The 25,021-nt window shown below is 44.6% G+C and carries 24 protein-coding genes and 1 riboswitch; of the genes, 13 read left to right on the top strand and 11 right to left on the bottom strand.

Features of this window, described 5'->3' with window-relative positions:
• The first annotated feature begins 65 nt into the window (after positions 1–65).
• Together aroF and C7460_RS09555 are read left to right on the top strand one after the other, a co-directional pair.
• The gene (gene aroF, locus C7460_RS09560; protein ID WP_115867872.1) at positions 66–1,052 is read left to right on the top strand and encodes a 3-deoxy-7-phosphoheptulonate synthase; all 987 of its coding nucleotides are present in this window, start codon (positions 66–68) and stop codon (positions 1,050–1,052) included.
• Between the two features lie 3 nt (positions 1,053–1,055).
• Positions 1,056–1,535 (top strand): KdsC family phosphatase, encoded by a 480-nt coding sequence (locus C7460_RS09555; protein WP_115867871.1) that lies wholly within the window; start codon positions 1,056–1,058, stop codon positions 1,533–1,535.
• On the opposite strand, the gene C7460_RS09550 is transcribed toward C7460_RS09555, so the two are convergent.
• Entirely contained in the window at positions 1,532–1,783 is a 252-nt protein-coding gene (locus C7460_RS09550; protein ID WP_115867870.1) for a hypothetical protein, read from the bottom strand. The two genes, C7460_RS09555 and C7460_RS09550, sit on opposite strands and share 4 nt — an antisense overlap.
• Positions 1,784–1,907: 124 nt before the next feature.
• Positions 1,908–2,780 (bottom strand): alpha/beta hydrolase family protein, encoded by an 873-nt coding sequence (locus tag C7460_RS09545; RefSeq protein WP_115867869.1) that lies wholly within the window; start codon positions 2,778–2,780, stop codon positions 1,908–1,910.
• 146 nt (positions 2,781–2,926) lie between these two features.
• Between C7460_RS09545 and sucD the strand changes: the two genes are divergently transcribed.
• The 6 genes from sucD (at position 2,927) to C7460_RS09515 (ending at position 9,279) form a co-directional block, all read left to right on the top strand.
• Complete coding sequence (gene sucD, locus C7460_RS09540; protein WP_115867868.1) at positions 2,927–3,799, top strand: succinate--CoA ligase subunit alpha; 873 nt, start codon at positions 2,927–2,929, stop codon at positions 3,797–3,799.
• 85 nt (positions 3,800–3,884) lie between these two features.
• On the top strand, positions 3,885–5,264 hold the full coding sequence (locus tag C7460_RS09535) for a S41 family peptidase (protein ID WP_115867867.1): 1,380 nt from the start codon (positions 3,885–3,887) through the stop codon (positions 5,262–5,264).
• A gap of 58 nt (positions 5,265–5,322) precedes the next feature.
• Positions 5,323–5,426, top strand: a riboswitch (SAM riboswitch).
• A 238-nt stretch (positions 5,427–5,664) separates the two neighbouring features.
• Positions 5,665–6,990 carry an O-acetylhomoserine aminocarboxypropyltransferase/cysteine synthase family protein gene (locus C7460_RS09530; protein ID WP_115867866.1) on the top strand — a complete coding sequence of 442 codons (1,326 nt, stop codon included), beginning with the start codon at positions 5,665–5,667 and terminating at the stop codon, positions 6,988–6,990.
• Positions 6,983–7,963, top strand: a complete 981-nt coding sequence (locus C7460_RS09525) for a homoserine O-acetyltransferase family protein (protein ID WP_115867865.1) — start codon at positions 6,983–6,985, stop codon at positions 7,961–7,963. The genes C7460_RS09530 and C7460_RS09525 overlap by 8 nt, the downstream gene beginning before the upstream one ends.
• The gene (locus tag C7460_RS09520; RefSeq protein WP_115867864.1) at positions 7,960–8,952 is read left to right on the top strand and encodes a homoserine dehydrogenase; all 993 of its coding nucleotides are present in this window, start codon (positions 7,960–7,962) and stop codon (positions 8,950–8,952) included. The genes C7460_RS09525 and C7460_RS09520 overlap by 4 nt, the downstream gene beginning before the upstream one ends.
• A 57-nt stretch (positions 8,953–9,009) precedes the next feature.
• Complete coding sequence (locus C7460_RS09515; protein WP_115867863.1) at positions 9,010–9,279, top strand: hypothetical protein; 270 nt, start codon at positions 9,010–9,012, stop codon at positions 9,277–9,279.
• 462 nt (positions 9,280–9,741) lie between these two features.
• Here the strand turns inward: C7460_RS09515 and C7460_RS09510 are convergent, their stop codons facing one another.
• Together C7460_RS09510 and lpdA are read right to left on the bottom strand one after the other, a co-directional pair.
• Entirely contained in the window at positions 9,742–10,806 is a 1,065-nt protein-coding gene (locus C7460_RS09510) for a Fic family protein (RefSeq protein WP_115867862.1), read from the bottom strand.
• Between the two features lie 87 nt (positions 10,807–10,893).
• Positions 10,894–12,288: a dihydrolipoyl dehydrogenase gene (gene lpdA / locus C7460_RS09505; protein WP_115867861.1), complete on the bottom strand. Its 1,395-nt coding sequence runs from the start codon at positions 12,286–12,288 to the stop codon at positions 10,894–10,896.
• A 276-nt stretch (positions 12,289–12,564) separates the two neighbouring features.
• Here lpdA and C7460_RS09500 point away from each other — a divergent pair, with 276 nt between their 5' ends.
• Both C7460_RS09500 and C7460_RS09495 read left to right on the top strand, forming a co-directional pair.
• Positions 12,565–12,885, top strand: a complete 321-nt coding sequence (locus C7460_RS09500; RefSeq protein WP_115867860.1) for a hypothetical protein — start codon at positions 12,565–12,567, stop codon at positions 12,883–12,885.
• Positions 12,886–13,074: 189 nt separating this feature from the next.
• A complete protein-coding gene (locus C7460_RS09495; protein WP_317127694.1) occupies positions 13,075–14,430 on the top strand; it encodes a sigma-54-dependent transcriptional regulator in 1,356 nt (451 codons plus the stop codon).
• On the opposite strand, the gene C7460_RS09490 is transcribed toward C7460_RS09495, so the two are convergent.
• Positions 14,398–15,018, bottom strand: coding sequence for an Hpt domain-containing protein (locus tag C7460_RS09490; protein WP_147302902.1), 621 nt, complete (start codon positions 15,016–15,018; stop codon positions 14,398–14,400). The genes C7460_RS09495 and C7460_RS09490 overlap by 33 nt on opposite strands.
• Before the next feature lie 208 nt (positions 15,019–15,226).
• Between C7460_RS09490 and fabG the strand changes: the two genes are divergently transcribed.
• Both fabG and C7460_RS09480 read left to right on the top strand, forming a co-directional pair.
• Positions 15,227–15,973: a 3-oxoacyl-[acyl-carrier-protein] reductase gene (fabG, locus tag C7460_RS09485; protein WP_115867858.1), complete on the top strand. Its 747-nt coding sequence runs from the start codon at positions 15,227–15,229 to the stop codon at positions 15,971–15,973.
• A gap of 76 nt (positions 15,974–16,049) precedes the next feature.
• Positions 16,050–18,098, top strand: coding sequence for a hypothetical protein (locus C7460_RS09480; protein WP_115867857.1), 2,049 nt, complete (start codon positions 16,050–16,052; stop codon positions 18,096–18,098).
• Here the strand turns inward: C7460_RS09480 and C7460_RS09475 are convergent.
• From C7460_RS09475 to C7460_RS09450, 6 genes are all read right to left on the bottom strand, one after another.
• Positions 18,095–18,616, bottom strand: coding sequence for a hypothetical protein (locus C7460_RS09475; protein WP_115867856.1), 522 nt, complete (start codon positions 18,614–18,616; stop codon positions 18,095–18,097). The genes C7460_RS09480 and C7460_RS09475 overlap by 4 nt on opposite strands.
• 40 nt (positions 18,617–18,656) lie before the next feature.
• Positions 18,657–18,944 carry a winged helix-turn-helix domain-containing protein gene (locus tag C7460_RS09470; RefSeq protein ID WP_115867855.1) on the bottom strand — a complete coding sequence of 96 codons (288 nt, stop codon included), beginning with the start codon at positions 18,942–18,944 and terminating at the stop codon, positions 18,657–18,659.
• The gene (locus tag C7460_RS09465; RefSeq protein ID WP_147302901.1) at positions 18,941–19,513 is read right to left on the bottom strand and encodes a DUF92 domain-containing protein; all 573 of its coding nucleotides are present in this window, start codon (positions 19,511–19,513) and stop codon (positions 18,941–18,943) included. The genes C7460_RS09470 and C7460_RS09465 overlap by 4 nt, the downstream gene beginning before the upstream one ends.
• Before the next feature lie 134 nt (positions 19,514–19,647).
• Entirely contained in the window at positions 19,648–22,197 is a 2,550-nt protein-coding gene (locus C7460_RS09460) for an ATP-dependent Clp protease ATP-binding subunit (protein ID WP_115867853.1), read from the bottom strand.
• Between the two features lie 96 nt (positions 22,198–22,293).
• Entirely contained in the window at positions 22,294–22,932 is a 639-nt protein-coding gene (locus C7460_RS09455; protein WP_115867852.1) for a WbqC family protein, read from the bottom strand.
• A complete protein-coding gene (locus C7460_RS09450; protein WP_115867851.1) occupies positions 22,933–23,562 on the bottom strand; it encodes an L-threonylcarbamoyladenylate synthase in 630 nt (209 codons plus the stop codon).
• 423 nt (positions 23,563–23,985) lie between these two features.
• On the opposite strand from C7460_RS09450, the gene mltG reads away from it, so the two are divergent.
• Positions 23,986–25,020 carry an endolytic transglycosylase MltG gene (gene mltG / locus C7460_RS09445; RefSeq protein ID WP_115867850.1) on the top strand — a complete coding sequence of 345 codons (1,035 nt, stop codon included), beginning with the start codon at positions 23,986–23,988 and terminating at the stop codon, positions 25,018–25,020.
• Position 25,021: the final 1 nt, after the last annotated feature.

Below are 25,021 nucleotides of genomic sequence, written 5' to 3'. Positions count from 1 at the left end.
ACGGCTAAAACTAATAAGCTTTGGCAGACCGTCTGCGAGCATTCACTATATATTTGCTGCCGCTTATGGTTATACATTTAAAACACAGCGTAGAGCTTGCAAAGGCTCAAGAACTTGCCAGTAAAATCGGGGCCACGCACTTTTTTGATGGGAAAAAGCATGTGATAGTTACCTCTTCCAAAGTGAAGGAAGTACCCGAGCTGCTTGCCGACTATGTGGAAGACCATTTTGTAATGGAAACCGATATCCAGCTGGCCAGCCGAGATTACAGGTCTGAAAAGCGCGGCATCAAGAGCCTGGGCATTGGGCCGGGCAAAACGGCCATCATCGCCGGCCCGTGCAGTGTGGAGTCCTACGAGCAACTAGACACTGTAGCTCAGTTTCTGATAAAATCCGGTGTAAAGCTTTTAAGAGGCGGATGTTTTAAGCCTCGCACCTCGCCTTATACATTTCAGGGGCTAGGTCTGGAGGGCCTGGAGTTGCTTGCGCAGATGCGCGAAAAGTATGGCTTAAAAATAGTGACCGAGGTAAAAGACAGCTCACACATTGCAGACGTAATAGCCCACGCAGATGTGGTGCAAATCGGAGCTAAAGCCATGTATGATCATAGCATCCTCAGAGCATGTGGCCAGAGCAATAAGCCCGTTCTCCTCAAAAGAGGCTTTGGCACGACTTTGCAGGAGTTTGTGCAGGCTGCAGAATTTATCCTGAGCCAGGGCAACAGTGAAGTTATGCTTTGCGAACGAGGCATACGCACGTTTGAAAACAAGACGCGCTTTACCCTGGACCTTACTGGGGTGGCTTTTCTCAAGCACCATACCAACCTGCCCGTAATCGTAGACCCTAGCCATGCAATAGGCTACCGCTACGGGGTGCCTGACCTCACGAGAGCAGCCATGGCCATGGGCGTGGAAGGGCTACTACTCGAAACTCACCCTAAGCCAGAGCAGGCCCTCTCGGATGCAGCTCAGCAGCTTAGTCTTGAAGAATTTGAAAAACTACACCAATCGCTCCACCCAGTAGCCACTGCGGTAGGACAGCAAATCATTTAGTGTATGACCAAAAATAAAGATCAGATAAAAATGCTCATTCTGGATGTAGATGGCACACTCACCGATGGTGGAGTCTATGTTATGGAAGATGGCAAGCAGTTTAAAAAATTTCACGCCCGCGACGGAATGGGAATCAAACTAGCCATGAAAGCGGGTATTGAGGTTGGGATCATTAGCCATAGCCTGGTGATAGAAATGGTGACCAGCCGCGCAGCCTCTCTCGGCATGAAGCATTACTACGTAGGCCAAAAAGCTAAAACGGAGGTGCTGGATGAGTGGCAACAACAGCTGAACCTAAAAGATGAAGAGATCGCCTACATAGGGGATGATGTAAACGATCTGGAAATCATGAAACGCGTAGGGTTTACGGCCTGTCCAGCTGATGCCGCTCCCGCCATCAAGGAAGTAGCAGATGTATGCCTAGAAAAAAATGGCGGTCATGGAGCCGTAAGAGAATTTATAGACAATTACCTCCTGAGCTAGTTGAGTGAAGCCTCTTCTTTGTGTAGCTGCCACCAGATATTGAAGGTTTGGAGGTCTACCCACTGCATAGATTTCTCTCCAGAGCGGTAAACCTTTCTAATGAGCAGTTTGGTACGCCCGTTGCGGTCAGAGTTTGCCGCCTCTATTTTTAAAGACGCAATGTCGGAGTTTTCTTCGCTGTTGGATTGCAGTTTGATTTCCTGGTCCATGATATCAGCGATTCTTATGTTGGGAACTGAAGCTCTCATATTTGGTTTAGGATTTAGATGAATAGTGAATTCAAAAGTAGAGCACTCCACACCCCCATACTTCAGTACTATGCTGATTTTGGCAAATAGGTAATTCTACATCTCTCTTAGGCAAATCACCTACTCACTCATCTAACTTGTTGATATACTGAGAGAAAAAGAATATTGGCATAGGCCAAAGTTGCTTTCTAAACTCCTTTTTGAAAAACCCAAAATGACCGATCTTGGATAATTTCAAATCCTTTGGTTTGATAAACTGAAAAGAGGTAACCGCATTTTTATAATAATGCATCAGGGCTTGTGTAGCCCGACCTGGAGCTAGCAACTTGTCGTCCTGAATGGATACGAAATGAAGCGGGATTTTCACGTTGGCAAACCTTTTTGCCATTTGGGGGTCTCCCTGCAGTACACCTTCCGGGTGTATGCCCCATCTCCTCCACTCTTTGGCAGCAGGTTTGGGCACAGCTATTTTTCCACCCATGGTCCAGCCTGGCAAGTAGTTATACAAGGCAGTGGTAATAGGGATTAGCACATACCAGAAAATCAACACATACAACAGCCATAACCCGCGCCACTTTCCATAATAGGCCGTTTGGGAACCCACAAAATAGGCAGCCAGAATACGGTCATTGTTGGGTGCTTTAGGAAAAATCTGTCCTGCTACGCTATGACCAATGAGACAAATTTTATCATAGCGCTTGTCTCCCCAGCGAATAGCTGCGGCCAGGTCCTGTGCGCCCCAGTCCGTCATAGTGGCCTTCGCATCTTTTACTGAGCCCTTTAGAGACTTGCCAATACCACGATAATCAAAAGTGAGCACGTCAAAGTCCTTGTACTGACTGGCATATTTAGCAAAACCATGGTAATAGTACTGAGGGGCACCAGTAGCCGGCCCAATAATAATTAAATGTGGGCTTTTTTCTGCATGTGTATGTAGGGTGGCACTGATAGTCGTTTTGTCGGCTGTCAGTAGCTCAAAAGCTTCTGCCTTGTGCATCCTTCTCGGTGAAATCTCTTCAGTACGTGATAAAAATTAGCGCATGCGCGTAGGTGCACAAATGTATGATAATACTTTAAATTCACATTCAGTTTGGCAATGTGTCCATTTCAAATATTTTTGCAACTCAAAGAAACCAATCCAAAATGAGTGTTCTAGTCAATAAAGATTCTAAAATCATCGTACAGGGTTTCACCGGATCCGAAGGTACGTTTCATGCTTCGCAGATGATAGAGTATGGTAGCAACGTAGTAGGTGGGGTTACTCCTGGTAAGGGAGGGCAAACCCATCTGGACAAGCCAGTATTCAACACTGTAAAAGAAGCAGTAGACACTACCGGAGCTGATGTATCCATCATATTTGTTCCTCCGGCTTTCGCAGCAGACGCCATCATGGAGGCTGCCGATGCAGGCATCAAAGTGATCATTACCATCACGGAGGGCATCCCTGTGAAAGACATGATGAACGCAAAACCTTACGCGAAGAAGCGTGGAGCTACACTGGTAGGGCCAAACTGCCCGGGTGTAATCACTCCAGGCGAAGCTAAAGTGGGCATCATGCCTGGTTTTGTATTCAAAAAAGGAAAAGTAGGTATCGTTTCCAAATCAGGAACACTCACTTACGAAGCAGCTGATCAGGTAGTAAAAGCCGGACTCGGTATCACTACGGCTATCGGTATCGGTGGAGATCCTATCATTGGTACTTCTACTAAAGAAGCGGTACAACTGCTGATGGAAGATCCCGAAACTGAAGGTATCGTGATGATCGGGGAGATCGGTGGTAACTACGAAGCAGAAGCCGCTCGATGGATCAAAGAAAATGGCAATAAAAAGCCTGTAGTAGGATTTATTGCTGGCCAAACAGCACCTCCGGGCCGTAGAATGGGTCACGCTGGAGCGATCATTGGCGGAGCGGATGATACTGCAGAAGCTAAAATGAAAATAATGGCTGAAAATGGCGTGCACGTAGTAAAATCTCCTGCAGACATAGGAGAGACAATGCTAAAGGCACTTAGCTAAGCTGTCATACCTCATTATAAATTCGAAAGCCGGCCTACTTTTTAGGACCGGCTTTTGTTTTATATTAACCTCCAAAATAAACAACATGCGGAAACTAGTAATTCTTCTGACCCTTTCTACCCTGGTACTGGCCTGCAAAAAAGACGATGAACCACGATCTGAATTTGATGTAATCAATGACTGGATCTACAGTGAAATGAATTACTGGTACTTCTGGGAAAGTGACCTCCCCGCCAAGCCCTCCACCAACCAATCCCCTAGAGACTTTTTCTATCAGCTGCTGTCAGTTGAGGATCGGTTTTCGTTTATCTATGAAGATTATCAGGAGCTCATAGACCTACTCAATGGCGTGAGCCTGGAGTCAGGGTTTGAATACAAAATATACCGCGATGCAAACACCACAGACGGCATATTTCTACAGCTTTCTTACATCAAAAAAGGATCTCCGGCAGAAGAGCTAGGACTAAAACGAGGAGATCGGATTACTGCCATCAATGGAAACCCGCTCAATACAAGCAACTACCGCTCGCTGCTAGGAGATACCAATGCGCCCTATGAGGCAGCCATAGCCCGACACAACACCTCTACAGACGAATTCGACGCGCTTGGCAATGTGCAAATTACTCCCATCACCTTCGCAGAAAACCCTATCCTGCTAGATACCATCTACGAAATAGAAGGCAAGAAAATAGCCTACCTCATCTACACGTTTTTCTCACCGGGAGCCACCGAAAAGGATGGCAGCTATGACGCTCAGCTCCGAGATGTATTTGATGGCTTTAAAGCCAATGGGGCCCAGGACCTTATCCTCGACCTCAGGTTTAATTCTGGAGGAAGCGAAACCTCTGTAAAAACCCTAAGCAGCCTGATTACCCCGGGTATATCCGAAGGGGACCTACTCTTTAAAAAACAATACAACCGCCAGGTAGAAGAATATATCGTCAATGATGATGATCTAGGCCCGGAGTTTTTAAACGTCCGCTTTCAGGAACTCACCCAAAACATAGGAAATGAACTAAGCACTGCTACCGTCTACTTTATCACCTCAGACCGAAGCGCATCAGCCTCAGAGGTAGTGATTAACTCGGTAAAGCCATACATGAGCACCTTCATAGTGGGAGACACTACAGTAGGTAAAGACGCTGGCAGTATTACTATCTATGAAGACGACAACCCCTTAAACTCCTGGGCCATACAGCCCATTATCGTGAAGTTGGTAAATGCTGATGGCGAAGACTATCCGTTTGGATTGACTCCAAACGTGCCATTGGAAGAGCGATTTGCAGTATTGAGGCCTTTGGGAGATACCGAAGAACCCCTACTGGCCAACGCTCTGGCGGCCATAGGTGTACAATCCTCCCGCATCTCCGTACCACCACACGCCGCTGAGCTAAGTACTGTTGGTAGTTCACTAGATAAGAAGCCGTGGGCTGGAAAACTTTTACTGGAAAGGTTCGAAGAATAATTTTTTGCCAAACTAAAATTTACATTGTACGTTTGCTATCTCAAATCGGCAAATGATCGATTTATAAAGAAGCGCTGAGAGACAGGCTCTATGAAGCGCTAGCAACCCCCACCCTTACGGGAAGGTGCTAATTCCTGAACGATAAATTGATATATATGACAAGCAACAATTCACTTTTTGCGCTCCAAAGCGTTTCAGGTTTTTTCACAAAAAGCCCTGTTTCACACAAGTATTCATCCTACGGAATGTATTGCTGTATGTGCCTTTTGCGCTAATACAGCAAGACCACCCCGCCCAACGTGCGTATGGTCTGCCGGCCAAATCATTGATTGATTTCGGTCAGAAAAACCTTCACTAAACAATCCATTTTTCACACTACTTAATAAAAACTTTTAACATCATGAGTAATTACCAATTTGAGACACTACAGCTACACGCTGGCCAGGAAAGCGACCCTACCACCGGATCTAGAGCTGTACCTATATACCAAACTACCTCTTACACATTTAAAAGCTCCGAACACGGCGCCAACCTGTTTGCACTGAAGGAGTTTGGCAATATCTATACGCGAATTATGAACCCCACCACCGATGTGTTCGAAAAACGGATCGCAGCACTAGAAGGCGGAGTAGCAGCAGTAGCTGTAGGTTCAGGTCAGGCAGCACAGTTTATCGCGCTAAACAACATCCTGGAATCTGGTGACAACTTCATAACAAGCCCATTCCTTTATGGAGGTACTTACAACCAGTTCAAAGTAGCCTTCAAACGCCTCGGGATAGATGCTCGCTTTGCTGAAGGAGATAAAGCAGAGCATTTTGAAGCACTCATCGACGAAAACACCAAGGCAATCTACCTGGAGACTATAGGAAACCCGGGCTTTAATATTCCAGACTTTGAAAGTATCGCGGCATTGGCCAAAAAGCACGACATTCCTTTGGTGGTAGACAACACTTTTGGAGCAGGTGGATACTTGTTTAGACCAATAGAACACGGGGCAAACGTAGTAACGGCCTCAGCTACCAAATGGATCGGCGGACATGGTACCAGCATCGGCGGTGTATTGATAGACGGAGGCAACTACAACTGGGGCAATGGCAAATTCAAGCAGTTTAGCGAGCCTTCTGAAGGGTATCACGGACTGGTTTTTTGGGATACATTTGGTGACAACAATCCATTAGGACTGCCCAATGTGGCCTTCGCCATTCGAGCCAGAGTAGAAGGCTTGAGAGATTTTGGACCGGCACTGAGCCCTTTTAACAGTTTTCAGCTGCTACAGGGACTAGAAACCCTCAGCCTGAGAGTACAGCGCACTGTAGACAATGCGCTAGAGCTGGCCAGATGGCTAGAAGCACATCCACTGGTAGAGTCTGTAAACTACCCGGGACTAGAGAGCAGCAGCTACCATGAGCTAGCCAAAAAATACCTGAAAAATGGATTTGGAGGAGTGCTTTCATTTACCCTAAAAGGTGAAAAAGAGCAGGCTACTGCACTGGTAGACAACTTACAGCTGGTAAGTCACCTGGCCAATGTGGGAGATGCCAAAACCCTCATCATCCAGCCTGCTGCTACTACGCATCAGCAGCTCACTGATGAAGAGCAGCTCACAGCTGGTGTACTACCTAGTCTACTGAGAGTATCTCTGGGTATCGAACACATCGATGACATCAAAGAAGACTTCCGTCAGGCTTTTGAAAAAATCTATTCAGAAAGTGCCATCAATGACTGAAACAACTGAACAATTAACTCCAAGAGCGGCTTCTCTCAAAGTACAGGAGCCGCTCCTGCTGGAGTGTGGGGAAACACTCCACAACATAAGAATAGCCTACACCACGTTAGGTAAGCTCAACACTACCAAAAGCAATGTAGTGTGGGTCTTCCATGCCCTTACTGCTAATGGCAACCCGGCAGAGTGGTGGCCAGAGCTTGTAGGCACTGGCAAAGCACTGGACCCAGATAAATATTTTATTATCTGCGCAAACATGCTAGGCTCCTGCTATGGTACCACGGGACCAAAAAACCGCGAGTTTCCTCTGGTAACTGTGCACGACATGGTAGAGGCGCATAAAATATTGCAAAAACATCTGGGCATCCAGCAAATCTACCTCGGTCTAGGTGGCTCCATGGGAGGTCAGCAACTGCTCGAGTGGGCAGTGCAAGAACCCGAACTATTTGACCACATAGCCCCAATGGCTACCAATGCTTTTCATTCTCCATGGGGCATAGCTTTCAATGAGGCTCAGCGCATGGCACTAGAGAACATAGATTCAGCTAAAGGCCTGGAAGCCGCAAGAGCAATAGCCATGCTCTCCTACAGACACTATGACACCTACCAAAACACCCAACTGGATGTGGACCAGCGATGGGACGACTTTGCCGCATCCTCTTACCAGCGCTACCAGGGAGAAAAACTGAGAAAACGATTTTCGGTGCATAGCTATTACTACCTATCTAAAGCCATGGACAGCCACCACATTGGGCGACATTTTGGCTCAGCCCAGGCTGCCCTCCAGCGCATACGCTCAAAAGCATTAGTCATCGGCATAGACTCAGACATCCTGTTTCCTCCTGCAGAGCAGAAATTTCTGGCAGACAACATCCCCGGTGCCAAACTGGAAATCGTAAGCTCTCAGTACGGACACGATGGATTTCTTACTGAATCAGAAACCATTACAAAACTTCTAAAGGATTTTCTATCATGACCCAAAAAATTGGCCTTATTGGATATGGCGTGGTAGCAAAAGGCTTTTACCAGCTCCTGTCTCAATCCGATCTGCCAGCAGAAGTAGCACGCATTTGCATCAAAAATACCGACAAACAACGCGACATTGATCAGGGGCTGTTCACAACAAACGCCCAGGAGCTGGTCACAGACCCAAACATTGATATCATCGTAGAGCTAATAGACGATGCTCAGGCTTCTTTTCAGATCGTGGAGCAAGCGCTAAATCACGGAAAGCCAGTCATCACAGCAAACAAAAAAATGATAGCCGAGAACCTAAAACAGGTCAACCAATGGCATCAAATGCTAGAAGCTCCACTCCTTTATGAAGCATCAGTAGCAGGCTCAATCCCCATTCTGAGCACATTGAACCAATTTTACAGACATCAGGAGGTTACTCAGATTAGAGGCATCCTCAACGGCTCTTCCAACTACATACTCTCTAAAATGAGATTGCAAAAGCTCAGCATGGACGAAGCCCTACAATTGGCTCAAAAAAATGGTTTTGCCGAATCAGATCCCAGTCTGGACATTTCTGGAAAAGACGCACTTTATAAGCTGGTCATACTTTCTTACCATGCCTTTGGTGAGCTTACTACCAGCTTTGACCACATCCGCCTGGAAAGCATCACCAACATGGAAGATCAGTTTTTCGATCTTGCTGCACAGCAAGGCATGAAAATAAAATCCATTGCTACTGCCACCAAAAAAGCAGATAAAATACAGCTAAAAGTTCAACCTGAATTAGTAAACATTGAAGACCCGCTTTTTAATATAGAAGACGAGAACAATGCCATTCACATCAATGGGGCTAGCAGTGGTCCGCAGCTGTATACAGGCAAAGGAGCCGGAAGCCACCCTACAGGAGCAGCTGTCATGCAGGATTTGCACTTGTTGCTCCATGGATTCCGATACACTATCCGAGCACCAAAGAACACAGCCGCAGCACCGCCCATTGAAACAATTTGATTTTCACCTCGTTGTGTAAGCACAACATTTATTTGAAAACCTATAAACATTGTTAATATGAGCGCTAGTAAATCACTATTCACCTTTATCACTGGAGTGGCATCAGGTTTGGCGCTGGCATACTATGCAGATCCTAAGGGCAGTCAGCGCAAACTCAAGAAAATAGAAAAAGACCTAAAGAAGACTAGAAAAACCCTTGACAAAAAGTTAGATGGATACAAGGGTACCTACAATGAGGTAGTCGACAAATACGCTGGAAAATCTAAGGAACTTATAGATAATGCCAAACATCTGGTAGATGGAGCCAAAAAACAGGCGAAAGCCTAACAACATACCCCCTCATAAAGAATCAGAGCGCTTTCCTATTCATTTAGGGGAGCGTTTTGTTTTTTGATCAAATCAGCGAAAATACCACTGCCAAACAAAGGGCAAGCACCCCTAAAAAAACCCAAATAAGCGTATTGCGCACACTCTTCCGGTCTATCAGATTAAACGCCTCCCAATTCTGAATATATTTAATCAACGGGTGTAATTCTTCTTTCTTAAAAAACATATTGATCCATTTTGATTGAAACTGAAGTTACCCTGTTTGTACATCAGCATTCTGCCCTTCCCGCTCACATTCTTGCCAAACCTGCCGCCTGGCAGGATTATGTGTGGAAATGGCAATTTTATCGGTGGTCCATGTAAGATACGAGTAGCAGGCACCAACTGGATTTATGTTCGTCCAGTGTTGGTCCCTGCCAGTTGAATTCCCACATGCTTTGAAATAGTAAAAGTTGCTACTGGTCAAACAAGCTCCAGGTGCTGCTCAAGAGATCTAATGACTTCATCGGCTACCAAATGATAAAATGGATCCGGATTGGCATTCTTTTGCACCTGCTGTAGTGCACGATAATAAGCAAGCCTACTTTGTGTATCCCCTTTGATATTGGCACGTGTGTATCCTCTGCTCATCAAAATCAGATTCATTACCAGCCTGGAAGTGCGGCCATTTCCATCTACAAAAGGATGAATACTTACGAGGCGCTCATGCATCTCTGCAGAGAGAATAATAGGGTGTAGCCTTTTGCTGTGCAACTCATAGTATTCAAAGTAGTCCTCCATAAGCTTTTCGAGCAAATATGGCTGAGGAAGCTCCGTATCACTCCCCGATATCCGCACTGGCACCTTGCGATGCCTGCCAGCATTCTCATTGTCTACTTCTTTTAGAATAAGCCGGTGAATCTCCATAACCACACGCCTGGAAAGGTCCTCCTTGCCCAACACCAGGTCACGCACAAACCCTATAGCTTCAGAATGATTGATGACTTCCAAATGCTCGCGCATAGATTTACCACCTATAGTAAGGCCTTCATTCACTACCAGAGCCGTCTCCTGCAGCGTCAGGGTATTGCCTTCTATACGATTGCTTTCGAAGGTATATTCTATGTCGAAAAACTCATGAAGCCTACGAAGCTGAGAAGGCCCCAGCGGCTGTGCCTGCCTCCAGCGTTTGCGCAAATCATCTGCACGATCCAGCTTAGCTTGTAGCTCATCAGAAAGTTGGGGAGCGTCATGCACCTTTTTGCTGGTAAGGTACTCTACCCTACTCTCTGCTACCTGCAGTGCCTCCATAGCCATCGGCTCGTATTGCAACAGTGCGACTACCTTATCTGCTAGCCATTCTTTTTTAAGCTCTGCCAGTGAAACGCCCAATTGCTCCGACAACAATAACAATTGATTTTTTGTGGGCATACGATCTCCTCGCTCAAACCGGCTAATCAGCGTTACGTCTATCCCTGTGAGCGCTGCTAGTTCTTTGAGTTTGAGCTTTCGCGATAAGCGTATATCCTTTAATCTTGCCCCAAACAAAACTTGACAATTTAATTATTGACAAATTTAGTCATTTTTTAATGGTAAAAAAAAGCCCCGATTCACCGGGGCATTTATTCGTTCATTTTAGATATGTATCACCTCATCGTAAGCTGCTGCTGCTGCTTCCATCACAGCCTCACTCATGGTAGGGTGTGGATGCACGGTCTTGATCAATTCATGTCCTGTAGTTTCCAGCTTACGAGCCGCTACAGCCTCAGCGATCATCTCAGTCACATTGGCGCCAATCATGTGGCAGCCCAACCACTCACCATACTTGGCATCAAAAATCACTTTAACGAAACCATCCTTATGGCCAGCAGCACTTGCCTTACCTGACGCAGAGAACGGGAATTTCCCTACCTTGATTTCATAACCAGCTTCTTTAGCTTGTTTTTCGGTCATACCTACAGAGGCAATCTCCGGAGAACAATAGGTACATCCTGGGATATTACCATAGTCGAGAGGCTGTGGGTTTTCACCAGCGATCTTTTCTACACAGATGATACCCTCTGCAGAAGCCACGTGCGCCAAAGCCGGCCCGTGTACGATATCGCCTATGGCATATACACCATCTACATTGGTCTTATAGTAATCATCTACTATTACTTTGCCTTTTTCGGTTTTCACACCAGTCTCTTCCAGGCCAACACCCTCCAGGTTAGTAGCTACACCCACTGCAGAAAGCACTACATCACAGTCCAACTGCTCTTCGCCCTTCTTAGTCTTCACGGTCACTTTGCAGCCTGTGCCCTTGGTATCTACTTTGGTTACCTCACTACTGGTCATCACTTTGATGCCATTCTTCTTGAAGTTGCGCTCAAGTGCTTTGCTCACCTCTTCGTCTTCCACAGGCACCACACGATCCATAAACTCTACTATGGTTACTTCAGTGCCTATTGAATTGTAGAAATACGCAAACTCAACACCGATGGCACCAGAACCTACCACTACCATTTTCTTAGGCTGCTTGTCCATTACCATCGCCTTGCGATAACCGATAATTTTTTCATTATCTATAGGCATCGCTGGCAACTCTCTCGAACGACCACCTGTGGCCAATATGATGTTTTTGGCCTGGTAAACCGTCTTTTTACCTTTATCGTCTTCTACTTCTACTTTTTTACCCTTTTGGATTTTTCCAAAACCATTGAGTACTTCAATCTTATTTTTCTTGAATAAAAACTGAATACCCTTGCTCATTCCCGCAGCTACTTCACGGCTTCTTTTTACCATACCCCCAAAATCAACAGAGGCATCTTTCACGTCGATTCCATAATCCTTGGCATGAGAGATATATTCGAAAACCTGAGCACTTTTCAGCAATGCCTTAGTAGGAATACAGCCCCAGTTGAGACAAATTCCGCCCAACTCTGCCTTCTCCACTACTGCTACCTTCATGCCTAGCTGAGAAGCTCTGATTGCCGCTACGTATCCACCAGGCCCACTGCCTATTACTATTAAATCATATTGTGATGCCATATTTCTGTGTTTTGTTTAAGTAATGGGTATCAACCGCTGGCAAATTTAAGTCAGGAGGCTTTAGAAAAAAACCCAACTACACATTCTACCGGGCCTAGAAGCCCACATCTGTAGGATTCTCCCACAAACTGTAGAGTTTCCCAACACATTACCAATCAACACAAATTTACATGTGCCTGTATATCAGTGTTTTATGAATTTAAATGGTATTGGCATCATTCTGTTACTACTACAAACCAAATTACATTAAGTAAAACCACAAACAATTGAATCGTTATGAAAACCACAGTAAAAACAATCTTTAGCGCAGCAGTTCTTTCATTTTTCGTAGCATCAGCCACCATTGCTCAGAGTGGAGCTCCTATCACAGAGCAAGGCATAGAGCAGCAAAGCACAAAGGCTGAAATTGACAAGAACAAATTGCCAGCCAAAGTGAGCAGAGCAATTGCCAATAGCGACTATGCTCAGTGGGAAATCCACAAAGCATACCGCGTAATCAAAGATGGTGAAACGATGTACGAAGTACAGTTTAAAAACGACCAAGGACAAGTTGAAAAACAAACTTTTGATAAAGAAGGTGATACCAAAGACGCTTAGTCCCCTATAACACCTGTATCCCGAAAAGCTCGCTCACTCATGTGGGCGGGCTTTTTTCTTTCTCATTCTTGAAAACACTTTAATCAAATTGGCAAAAGCAAAAAGCCCAACAGGTCTCTCTGGGCAGTTAAGCATCACTATTTTGCTTTGGTGCAATATTTGGCAGCTGGATGCGCAGGACTAAGCTGTATGAATATTGTGAAAATATTGATCGTAGAAGATGACCGACCATTTGCGTCTATGCTTGGGAAATATTTGGCTCGAAACAACTATACCCCCATACGCGCACACTCTACCCAGGAAGCCAAAAGACTCCTGGACAAAGAAGAGCCAGACCTCATACTCACAGATGTGAGGCTCCCCGACGAAGATGGACTCTCACTACTAGAGACCATTAAGACCATAAAAAAAGAACTCCCCGTAATCTTAATGACATCCTTTGGGCAGGTGAAAAGTGCCGTGGCTGCAATGAAAAAAGGAGCACACGAATACATCACCAAACCCATAGACCATGAAGAACTCCTTCGGATCATTGAGGAAGCCACATCATCCCCAAAACCAACACAAAAACCAACCAGCACACCTTCGTCGAAACCTGACTTTATAAAAGGCAAAAGCGCTGCCTTTCAGCAAACCCTGGAACAAGCTCACCTTGTGGCAGAAACTGACCTGTCAGTATTGATCCTCGGAGAAAGTGGCACAGGTAAAGAATACCTTTCCAGGTATATTCACGACCATAGCACACGAAGTGATAAACCATTTGTAGCAGTAGACTGTGGCGCATTGTCCAAAGACCTGGCAGGCAGTGAGCTTTTTGGCCACGTAAAAGGAGCTTTTACTGGGGCAACAAGCAACAAAGAAGGCCAGTTTAGTGCTGCCAATACTGGCACCCTGTTTTTGGATGAAATTGGCAATCTGTCTTATGACATACAAGTACAACTGCTCCGCGCCATAGAAGAGCGAACGATAAGAAAAGTAGGAGACACCACTCCCCAAAAAGTAGATGTACGCATCATAGCTGCCACCAATGAGCCTTTGGGTGAACAAACATCCTCCGAAAATTTTCGAGAAGACCTGTATCACCGTATCAATGAGTTTCAAATAGATATCCCTCCACTGCGTGAACGCTCCGAAGACTTAATGGACTTTGTGGAGCAGTTTATCCAAACTTACAACCAGGAGTTTGGCAGAAACGTCACCTCGATTAGCCCTGAAGCTAAACAACTCATTAAAAACTACAGGTGGCCAGGCAATATTCGTGAACTAAAAAATGTGATCCGACGAGCCGTATTGCTGGAAAAAAGCACCAGCCTAAGCCCTGCAAGTCTGCCTGATTTTCTTAGCACCCGGTCTGCTCTAGAATCTAAAGCCGACCTTAAGTCGATGAAACAAAACCGAGAAATAACGATGATTAAAGAAACGCTGATAAAAACAAACTACAACAAGTCAAAAACAGCCAGACTGCTCAATATCGATCGGTCTACATTGTATGACAAAATAAAAAAATACGATCTAGAAGTATTCATTGACCAGCGAGGCGAATAGCGTATGAATGCGATCAAAAACCTCACCCAACAAGTCTTCGTGACTTACCAGCTGCCCCTCCTCCAACTCCCGAAGACAGGGTGATAAATCACCTACAGGATAGTACCCCAGACTGGACTGCATGCGATGAGCTATAAACCGAACCGCTTCATTATCCTGGTGGTAAGCTGCCTCCACTAACTGACGAAAACTGGTTATCAAACCATCAAGAAAATCTGCAAGGGTATCCTTCAAATCTTCACCCCTGCCTACAAATGCTTCCACGGCAGGTGCCTTCATCTGCTTCCCTTCGGCTACAACCAGCATTTGCCCGTAAAACATTGTATTTAACAGGTTATACTCTGCAAAAGGAGCTTTACACCATCCAGCCACGTGCTTATTAGGCCAGTTGCTGATTAAAATAGACTGCTGGCTTGCTTCCATCTGGTTTTCTGTAAAGCAAAGCTCTGCTTCATGGTCCAATACCAGCCCGTGCCTGTCTAAAACTCGCTGGAGTACCCTTTCTATAAATGGATCACATCCCCCATATCCTACTGAAAAATAAGAAAAGTCATTGTTTAGATATTTTTCCAGATGAGTCCAACACATAATACCCATCACTCAAAAATCATGCAGATGATTTTAAAGCTGTTGACACAAGGTCTTTTAGCCACTAAGTAGTTATTTTGCCAAGTCTAAACCAGGCTTATGGATATTCTGCACATCGCAGATTTATAAATGAGCACATTATTTTTAATTTGGTAAAACCAGCAATTAAGCTGTCCACAGTAGACAGCAAGAATCAAAATTGTAACACATGAAATTACTGGAAGGAAAAACAGCACTAATCACGGGTGCATCAAAAGGAATCGGTAGAGCAATAGCGCTAAAATATGCTGAAAATGGAGCCAATGTAGCTTTCACCTATCTATCCAGCGTAGAGAAGGGCGAAGCGCTCGTAAAAGAACTGGAAGCCTTTGGCATACAAGCAAAAGGATACCGGTCAGATGCATCAGATTTTCAAGCAGCACAGGACCTCATCTCTGGAGTAGTGGCGGATTTCGGAGGACTAGATGTCCTCATCAACAATGCCGGCATCACTCGTGACAATCTATTGCTGAGAATGTCAGAAGAGCACTGGGATGAGATCATGAATGTAAACCTAAAGTCATGCTTCAATACTGTAAAAGCTGCTGCCAGAACTTTCATGAAAGCCAAAACAGGATCCATCATCAATATGTCTTCTGTAGTAGGTGTAAAGGGAAATGCAGGTCAAGCCAATTATGCAGCATCTAAAGCAGGTATCGTAGGGTTTACTAAATCCGTAGCACTGGAGCTCGGCTCCAGAGGTGTGCGTAGCAATGTGATTGCTCCTGGATTTATCGAAACCGAAATGACAGATGCTCTGGACGAAAAAACTGTTCAAAGCTGGAGAGATGCTATTCCGCTCAAGCGTGGCGGTCAGCCAGAAGATGTAGCCAATGCGTGCGTTTTCCTGGGCTCTGACATGTCTGCCTATATCACTGGACAGGTGATTCAGGTAGATGGCGGTATGCTCACCTAATTTAACCCCACTAAATAAAACACAACACTGATGGAGCCGTTGGTATCACAAGCCTTCGGCTCCTATCACTTATTGTATGGAAAATAGCTGGTATTCATTAGATGTTTCTCCTGTTTGGGTATTTGCTGCTGTACTGCTGGCAGGTGGGCTTTCTGTGCTGCTCTACTCCAAAACCAGCCGTCCCTGGGGCAAGAAGGCCAACATCTTATTGGGTTTCCTGAGGCTTACAGGAATTTTTCTAATCCTATTGCTATTACTCAACCCGGTATTGCAGCTCTTTATCAATGAGACCACCAAGCCTCTGGTAGTGCTGGCTGTAGACAACTCAGAGTCTATACTCATGAGAAACACCAACGCTACTGCAAATGACATTAACTCCTGGGTTCTAAACCTAAAGGAGCAGCTAAGCTCAAAACATAGTGTAGCCGTGCAGCCTATGTCCGGGCACTTTTCAGATTCGCTCACATTTGACGGCAAAACATCCAATATCAGCGCACTACTCCGACAAATCGAAAATGATTACGAAGACCACAACCTCTCTGCGATTATACTCGCATCAGATGGCATCTATAATCAGGGGCAATCGCCGGCTTTCTTAACTTACAACCAACCTATCTATACACTAGGACTAGGAGACACCATCCCCCCTAAAGATATTGCCATTAGAAATGTGCGCAACAATCAGGTTGCCTATCAGGGCAACCAGTTTCCTGTAATGGTGACATTGTATCAAAAAGGTTTTACAGGAGAGCAAATCACACTTACCATAAAAGAGGGCAATCAAACCCTGGCATCAAAAAACCTCAAGCTCACGGCTCCCATTGTAGAAACAGACTTTTTACTGCAGGCAAACGATGCAGGATTTAGAAGACTAACGCTAATCTGCGAAAGCTTACCTGGAGAATCTTCACAAGAAAACAACGTGCGTGACATCTACATAGATGTGATAGAAGGAAAAGACCAAATCCTAATTTTAGCCCCAGCTCCACATCCAGACATCAGCGCCTTGAGGCAAGCTATTGCCAGTGCTTCCAACTACGAAACGTCTGTTTTTATACCCGGACTTACCGAAAAACCAACCCTGCTAAAATACGACCTCATCATCGAGCATCAAGCATTTAGTGGGGTAAACTATGGCAATTTTGAGTCAGACGGGAAGTGGTATATTTTTGGTCCGCGGACCAGGGCCAGCCTCACCAACCAACTTGCAGACGTAGTTTCGATCCAAACCAGAGGCAATAAAAAAGATCTGGTAAGGGGTGCCTACAACACCGCTTTCTCCAAATTTGAACTCAACGAAGAGCTAGTGGAGCTATTTACCACCTATCCGCCAATACAGGCTCCTTTTGGTACATATCAGCTATCAGACATAGCAGAAGCCCTGCTTTTCCAAACCATCGGAAGCGTAACTACGGATAGGCCGCTGATGGCTTTTGCATCCAGAGGAGGTCAAAAAACTGCCGTAACCACTGGTAGTGGTATTTGGAAATGGAGGCTGCAGGAGGCTGCCACTGAAGAAAAAGCGGAATTGTTTGATGAGCTGATAGTGAAAACGGTGCAATACCTCAGCATAAAGGAAAACAAAGATAGATTTCGGGTAAAACCGCGAGATGAGCAATACACAATAGGTGAACGCGTGATGATAGACACAGAAGTCTACAGCGAAATCTATGAACGAATCTATGGCAACAAAATCACGCTTACAGTCACTGATGATGTGGGCAACGCATCAGTACACGAGCTGGTAGACAGCCAGGGGAGTAGCAGTTTCAATTTAGGAAGCATGCCTGCTGGCATTTACAGCTACCGGGCCTCCACAACCATCAATGGCAAACCTGCCAGCCGTTCTGGATCTTTCGCTGTACGCGATATCCAATTAGAAAACATTAACCTTACCGCCAATCACAACGCACTTAAAAGTATTTCTAACAAATCAGGAGGACAGTTTTTTCACTTTAGTGAGCGAAACGGCCTTTTACGTGAACTAGAATCAGCCAACTTTCAAAACCTGATCACTACAGAAAAAGAATCTTTCCCCCTGATAAGAAACTGGTGGATCATACTGATCATAACATTCGTGTTCTCAGCGGAGTGGTTTATGAGAAAATACCTCGGAGCCTACTAGTCAACTCTTGAAAGTTTCATTTCAAAGAACAATGTCCAGGAATCGTCCGAATCGGTACTGATTTCACCTTGTTCATGCCATATGTCATCCTTCACCCGAATGGTATAGCGAATCTCCCGATCGGGGCCTGCATCAAAAAACCATCGAAAATGCTGATCCCCAAGCCACTCCACTGAAGCTTGTGTGTGCATTCCTTTAGACACCCACGTATTGATCTTTACAGATTTTTTGAAATGGTCATAATAAAGTACACCTAAGGCATCATGCACCTTTTCACCACTTGCCAACTTACCAATCCCCCGAAAAACCAAAACCGTACTATCTACATCAAAATATACCTCCTCGGTCACCTGAGTGACTGTCCCTGTGCCAGGCCCCTGAGTCATAGCACCTTCACCTTCCCAATTTCCGGCCATAAAGCCAAACCTGGATACCTTTAACTGACTGATTTCCTTGAAATCCTGCACCTGAAGACCTGAGAAGCCCATCAGAATCAATCCTAACAACATTACTTTCATTATAAACTACTTTATTTTATAAACTTTATTTTCAAAAAAATTAACCGATGTATTCTTTCAAGGCATTTACATAGCTTTCAAATGCTTCTACACCCTGAGCAGTTATCTTACAGGTTGTCACTGGTTTTTTACCATTATATCCCTTCTCTATCTCGATATACCCTGCTTCACTCAGCTTATCAAGCTGCACACTCAAATTTCCTGCGGTAGCTCCTGTCTTTTCTCTGATATAAGTAAAAGCTGCAGAATCTAAACCGATCAGCAAACTCATCACAGCCAGCCTCAATTGAGAATGTAAAAGTGGGTCCAGTGGTTTAAAACCTGTCATTTTTCCTTGTTTTTAAGTAAATAGCCCGGCACCAAATATCCTGCTAAAATCCCAATTCCACCAACGAGTAGTTGATCAACCACCGGCACATTAAAAGCTAGAATAGAAGCGAGTAGCAATGCAACTCCACCAAAAACCAGTGGCTTGAACCGCAACATTTGACCTGAAATATAGGTACCGATCGCTGCTAAGAGCAAAATAACGGCGCTATGATTAAAGTCTAATTGGCGCATGAACATCAGGGCCAGAATGATGCCCACACCCACAGCTGCCCACACGTGACCATACAAACGCTCCATAGGAGTAGTCACCCCTGCCTGTTGTTTCTGTCTTGCACCGTAGATCGCAGAACCAATCCCAGCTGGAATAGTAACAAGCCAAGCGATGTATGGATGTTCAAAACTGGTAAAACTTAAAAAGTAATAGTGCGCGAAATTGGCTAACATCACTACCCACCCCCAGAGTAAGAAGTAAAAACTCCCCCCTTTTTGGTAATTGCTTTTTGCCTGCCGGATCATAGCTGTGATCATATTGAGGCTTTCTTCATGTGTAAGTGCTTTGTCTTTCATGTCTCTTTTTTTATCCAAACATAAACTGGTTTATATTATAAACCTAAAAATTAACCAGAAGGTTACACAATCATTCAAAATCAACTAATCAAAAGCAGATAAGGCATAAAAAAAGGGCCTCTCGGCCCTTTTTTCTACTTTTCTTTATCTTCTTCCTTTACTTTTTTCTTCTTTAGCTTAAGGTGAAGTTCATCAGATTTGCCGTCCCAATCGGCTATTAGCGTATCGCCTTCCTGAATTTCTCCTTTCAGGATTTCTTCAGCTACAGGGTCTTCCAAATATTTTTGGATAGCCCTGTTGAGCGGTCTTGCTCCATACTGAGGATCGTAACCCTTGTCAGACAAGAAATCCTTCGCCTTAGTAGTAAGCTCCACTGTATAGCCTAGATCTGTAATCCTGACAAAAAGCTTTCTAAGCGATATGTCAATGATTTTATGAATATCACTTCGCTCCAGTGAATTAAAGACGATAACATCATCCAATCGATTTAAAAACTCTGGACTGAATGCTTTTTTCAATGCATTTTGAATAGTAGACTTCATGGCTTCATCCGCACCCTCACGCTTAGCAGCCGTAGCAAATCCTATCCCAGCACCGAAATCTTTCAAATCACGAACTCCGATATTGGAAGTCATGATGATGATGGTATTTCGAAAATCCACTCTTCTACCCAATCCATCTGTGAGTATACCATCATCCAGCACCTGGAGTAAGATATTAAACACATCAGGGTGTGCTTTTTCGATTTCATCTAGTAGCACTACAGAATAAGGCTTTCGGCGTACTTTTTCCGTAAGCTGACCACCTTCTTCATAGCCTACATAGCCCGGAGGCGCTCCCACAAGGCGAGACACAGAGAATTTCTCCATGTATTCGCTCATGTCGATGCGAATCAGCGAATCATCTTTGTCAAACAAGAAAGTGGATAGCATCTTAGCCATCTCTGTTTTACCCACGCCTGTAGGCCCTAGAAATATAAATGACCCGATGGGCTTCTTGGGATCTTTGAGACCCACTCGCGTACGTTGAATGGCTTTGGTCAGCTTACTAATAGCATCATCCTGACCTATCACTTTTTTGCCCAGATCTTCTTTCATCGCGAGCAGTTTCACGCTTTCATTCTGAGCTATACGCTTGGTAGGGATTCCTGTCATCATCGCTATCACTTCAGCCACGTTTTCCTCGTCTACCTCATAGCGCTTTGTGCGGGTCTCTTCTTCCCACTTGGATTTCTCCTCGTCTAGTTGAGCAAGCAGTTTCTTCTCCTTGTCTCTTAACTGAGCAGCTTCTTCGTATTTCTGACTTTTGACTACCCGGTTTTTCTCTTTCTTGATTTCCTCAATTTGCTCTTCGAGATCAACCACTTGCTGCGGCACATTGATATTGTTGATGTGCACCCTTGCACCAGCTTCATCGAGTACATCTATAGCCTTGTCTGGCAGGTAGCGATCACTAATGTATCTATCCGACAGAGTCACGCATGCTTCTATAGCTTCTTTGGTATAGTTCACATGGTGGTGGTCCTGATATTTGTCTTTTATATTGTCCAGAATCTGCATGGTTTCCTCTGGTGTAGTAGCATCTACCATTACCATCTGGAATCTTCTAGCCAGCGCTCCGTCTTTTTCAATATACTGACGGTACTCATCTAAAGTAGTAGCTCCGATGCATTGTATTTCGCCACGTGCAAGTGCCGGCTTAAACATGTTCGAAGCATCCAGAGAGCCAGAAGCTCCACCAGCACCCACAATGGTGTGCAGCTCATCTATGAACAAAATCACATCTGGTGATTTCTCGATCTCATTCATCACAGCTTTCATGCGCTCCTCAAACTGCCCTCTATACTTGGTGCCTGCTACCAGAGAAGCCAGATCAAGCGTAACCACTCGCTTGCCAAAAAGGATTCGAGACACTTTTTTCTGAACGATACGCAATGCCAGACCTTCAGCTATGGCAGTTTTACCCACACCAGGCTCACCTATAAGTATAGGATTGTTTTTCTTTCTTCTACTCAGGATCTGAGCTACACGCTCTATTTCTTTTTCGCGACCTACTATAGGGTCTAGCTTATCATCTTCAGCTAGTTTGGTAAGGTCACGACCAAAATTATCCAGCACTGGAGTACGTGACTTCTCACTACCCTTGCCTGATTCTCGTCCGGCGCCACTTCCTCCTGATGAGGATCCGCCAAAAATCTTTCCTGAATCCTCATCTCCGTCATCCGTATCTGACTGAGCAAGCGGGTTTTCTGTCTGGTATTCCAATAGCTCCTTTACAACATCGTAGCTTACATCAAACTTGTCCAATATTTGAGTAGCCAGATTATCCTCATCTCGAAGAATCGAAAGGAGCAAGTGCTCTGTACCTATGAGCTGACTTTTAAAAATCTTTGCTTCGAGGTAAGTTATTTTCAGAACCTTTTCAGATTGCCTTGTCAGTGGGATATTTGCAAGATTTTTCACATTGCTGGTAGCTGTACCTTTGGTAGCCTGCTCTATAGCTGAGCGCAGCTCTTCCAGAGAAACACCGAGTTTCTTCAGAAGACTCACCGCCACACCTTCTCCTTCGCGTATCATACCCAGCAACAAGTGCTCTGTGCCGATGTAATCGTGCCCCAATCGCAAAGCTTCTTCGCGGCTCAGAGAGATCACTTCCTTTACTCTATTTGAAAATTTCGCTTCCATAAAATGGATTTATATGAATGAGTACTCGTTAAGTAAATTTAAAATTTATGTGAATGAAAACCTCACATCGACTGAGTTAAACCAACACATAAATTTTCATATTTGTTCACCTCCCGACGCTACTGACCTGGCCAGCACTTCAGAAGCCTGCGGACCTTCACACATGATCAGATCCAGGATGCTAAGGTTACTGACAAAATTATTGCCAAACGTCTGTGTGTAGGGAAAAGGTAGATATATTTTGCGTTCCTGAAAAGACTTTTTCGGTAGGATGTACTCTCTAAGGTCAATAAATTCCGTTTTCACTCGACGAGTGAAATTTTCAGTGAATTCAAACGACCTGTCACATTGTAAGATTTTCAGACACATTGTCATCATTTCTACATTCAGGTCTACCAAAAAACCATGCTTTTTCTCCCAGATATTTCGAAAGTGATCATGAAAGTATTCAAAAAATGGCGCCTTTCCATAAGCTGAATAAAACGCTCCCCAGTGTTGCCTCACCCAACTCTGACGATGATCTATACGCACATCTTTTATTGCTGTACGATTTCCATACTGGACGGGCACAGAAAGCGGCATTTCACCTTTATCTGTGAGTATATAGCAGCGGTTTTTATATGTCTGCTTGGTAAAATGCTGACACACTTCCAGTATCACCTCATCAGACCGCATGAGCAATATGAAATACTCGAGTGAACCAAGGTAGTGTGGCTCAATAACGATTTTTTGCATTTACAAATATTGCGAAATATCGCCCATTCCCTGGCGAATAATTATTGGCTCATCCCCTGTACAGTCTACCACGGTACTCGGTTGGTTGCTACCAAACCCTCCATCTATTATGATGTCTACATGATTTTCAAATTCCTCATATATCAAACTAGGGTCAGTGGAGTATTCCACTATTTCGTCTTCATCATGAATGGAGGTAGTGATGATTGGGTTTCCAAGAATGCGCACAATGTCTCGGGGAATCAAATTATCAGGCACCCGAATACCCACAGTTTTCTTTTTGACATTCAATATCTTGGGCACCTTGCTGGATGACTCCAAAATAAAGGTAAACGGTCCCGGAAAACTTTTCTTCATCAGTTTAAAAATCGGGGTATCTACATGCTTGGCATATTCTGAAAGTTGACTTAAGTCATAGCAGATAAACGAAAGGTTTAGGTCTTTGCCTTTGATGCCTTTGAGCAGCTTGAGCCGGTCCAGCGCCTTGCTATTGAAAATATCACACCCTACACCATATACCGTATCTGTAGGGTAGATGACGAGACCCCCATCTCGCAAAACATCTACTATATGCCGTATCTTCTTTTCCTCTGGGTTTTCTGGGTACAATTTGATGAGTTCTGCAGCCATAATTCGTAATGATTATACAACTATGATTAGTATGATTTACCGTAATTATCAGAATTTACTCACTAAGTCTCAAATATCTTAGGTGCCGGCGAGCGAAATTTATTTAATCTGCTCGAATTTTTTAAGAGAACTAATCAGAGTTATAATTGCAGGCTTAGTGAATTGTTTTTCAATGCTCAGAACGAAAAGATATCAATCTATTCTGATACAAGTTGAAATTCTCTTATTTGAAATGGATCATATACAATTGAATTTTGACAGCACCACTACAGGCTGAGCTAAACCAGACAATCCCACTATTGTGATTCCAGCATTCTATTTAAGTTTCAGAGGTATCACTGACAGGGACACGCTCTTCAACTTATAATTAATGGCAAGGTTATTTATCACTTCCCTACCTTTGCGGCAAATTCAAAATCAAGGATGAAAAAAAAGAAGCTAATAGCGACCTTTATGATCGTATTTGCAGTGATGTTATCATCGTTTGCTTTTTACGGCTATCAAATACTCTTTACCCCTAATATACTCGTAGACCAGCAGGACCGCATGTTTGCCATTCCTGATGGCACTACTTTCACCGAATTGCGAAATCGCCTCTACGACGAACGCATCATCAATGACGCGGTATCTTTTAGTCTGCTAGCCAAGCTAAAAGAGTACGACACGCACATCAAGCCAGGCATGTACCTCCTCAAAGCAGACATGAGCAACACGGAGGCAATCAACCTCCTGAGAGCGGGCTTGCAAACCCCCGTCAAGCTCACCTTTAGCAACGCACGAAAAATAGAGGAGCTGGCACCCAAACTGACTTCCACCATACAGCTAGACTCCACAGAGATGGCTCCTCTTCTAGAATCTGATAGCGTGGCCAAGGCATACGGATTTACAAAAGAGACATTCATAGCCATGTTTCTGCCCAACACCTACGAAGTGTATTGGACCATCAGCGCACAGGAACTACTCGATAGAATGCACTCCGAGTACAACAGGTTTTGGACTACCGAAAGACAGGCCAAGGCCGACAAATTGGGACTATCGCGCACAGAAGTGGCCACTGTAGCATCGATAGTAGATGCTGAGACCAACCAAATGAGTGAAGCCCCAACGATAGCGGGAGTTTACCTCAACAGGCTGGAGCGAGGCATCAAACTAGACGCTGACCCAACGCTCGTATTTGCGATAGGTGACTTTTCTATCCGTCGTATTTTGAATAAAGACAAAGCCTTTGAATCCCCATACAACACGTATAAATACAAAGGTTTACCCCCGGGACCAATCCGAATGCCTTCCATTGCAGCATTGGAAGCTGTTTTAAATCCGGAAGAACATAACTACCTTTATTTTTGTGCAAAGGAAGATTTTTCAGGCTACCATGTGTTTGCTAAAACGCTTTCTCAGCACAATGTAAACGCTCGCAGGTTTCAGCGAGCACTGAACCAGCAAAGGATCTATCGTTAGC

Source organism: Marinoscillum furvescens DSM 4134 (genome assembly GCF_003386095.1).
Lineage (GTDB): Bacteria > Bacteroidota > Bacteroidia > Cytophagales > Cyclobacteriaceae > Marinoscillum > Marinoscillum furvescens.
This window is presented reverse-complemented; position numbering and strand designations above follow the sequence as displayed.

Coding starts and splice junctions, on each gene's coding strand:
- aroF (WP_115867872.1), top strand. CDS start 66: ATGGTTATACATTTAAAACACAGCGTAGAGCTTGCAAAGGCTCAAGAA.
- C7460_RS09555 (WP_115867871.1), top strand. CDS start 1,056: ATGACCAAAAATAAAGATCAGATAAAAATGCTCATTCTGGATGTAGAT.
- C7460_RS09550 (WP_115867870.1), bottom strand. CDS start 1,783: ATGAGAGCTTCAGTTCCCAACATAAGAATCGCTGATATCATGGACCAG.
- C7460_RS09545 (WP_115867869.1), bottom strand. CDS start 2,780: ATGCACAAGGCAGAAGCTTTTGAGCTACTGACAGCCGACAAAACGACT.
- sucD (WP_115867868.1), top strand. CDS start 2,927: ATGAGTGTTCTAGTCAATAAAGATTCTAAAATCATCGTACAGGGTTTC.
- C7460_RS09535 (WP_115867867.1), top strand. CDS start 3,885: ATGCGGAAACTAGTAATTCTTCTGACCCTTTCTACCCTGGTACTGGCC.
- C7460_RS09530 (WP_115867866.1), top strand. CDS start 5,665: ATGAGTAATTACCAATTTGAGACACTACAGCTACACGCTGGCCAGGAA.
- C7460_RS09525 (WP_115867865.1), top strand. CDS start 6,983: ATGACTGAAACAACTGAACAATTAACTCCAAGAGCGGCTTCTCTCAAA.
- C7460_RS09520 (WP_115867864.1), top strand. CDS start 7,960: ATGACCCAAAAAATTGGCCTTATTGGATATGGCGTGGTAGCAAAAGGC.
- C7460_RS09515 (WP_115867863.1), top strand. CDS start 9,010: ATGAGCGCTAGTAAATCACTATTCACCTTTATCACTGGAGTGGCATCA.
- lpdA (WP_115867861.1), bottom strand. CDS start 12,288: ATGGCATCACAATATGATTTAATAGTAATAGGCAGTGGGCCTGGTGGA.
- C7460_RS09500 (WP_115867860.1), top strand. CDS start 12,565: ATGAAAACCACAGTAAAAACAATCTTTAGCGCAGCAGTTCTTTCATTT.
- C7460_RS09495 (WP_317127694.1), top strand. CDS start 13,075: ATGAATATTGTGAAAATATTGATCGTAGAAGATGACCGACCATTTGCG.
- C7460_RS09490 (WP_147302902.1), bottom strand. CDS start 15,018: ATGTGTTGGACTCATCTGGAAAAATATCTAAACAATGACTTTTCTTAT.
- fabG (WP_115867858.1), top strand. CDS start 15,227: ATGAAATTACTGGAAGGAAAAACAGCACTAATCACGGGTGCATCAAAA.
- C7460_RS09480 (WP_115867857.1), top strand. CDS start 16,050: ATGGAAAATAGCTGGTATTCATTAGATGTTTCTCCTGTTTGGGTATTT.
- C7460_RS09475 (WP_115867856.1), bottom strand. CDS start 18,616: ATGAAAGTAATGTTGTTAGGATTGATTCTGATGGGCTTCTCAGGTCTT.
- C7460_RS09470 (WP_115867855.1), bottom strand. CDS start 18,944: ATGACAGGTTTTAAACCACTGGACCCACTTTTACATTCTCAATTGAGG.
- C7460_RS09465 (WP_147302901.1), bottom strand. CDS start 19,513: ATGAAAGACAAAGCACTTACACATGAAGAAAGCCTCAATATGATCACA.
- C7460_RS09460 (WP_115867853.1), bottom strand. CDS start 22,197: ATGGAAGCGAAATTTTCAAATAGAGTAAAGGAAGTGATCTCTCTGAGC.
- C7460_RS09455 (WP_115867852.1), bottom strand. CDS start 22,932: ATGCAAAAAATCGTTATTGAGCCACACTACCTTGGTTCACTCGAGTAT.
- C7460_RS09450 (WP_115867851.1), bottom strand. CDS start 23,562: ATGGCTGCAGAACTCATCAAATTGTACCCAGAAAACCCAGAGGAAAAG.
- mltG (WP_115867850.1), top strand. CDS start 23,986: ATGAAAAAAAAGAAGCTAATAGCGACCTTTATGATCGTATTTGCAGTG.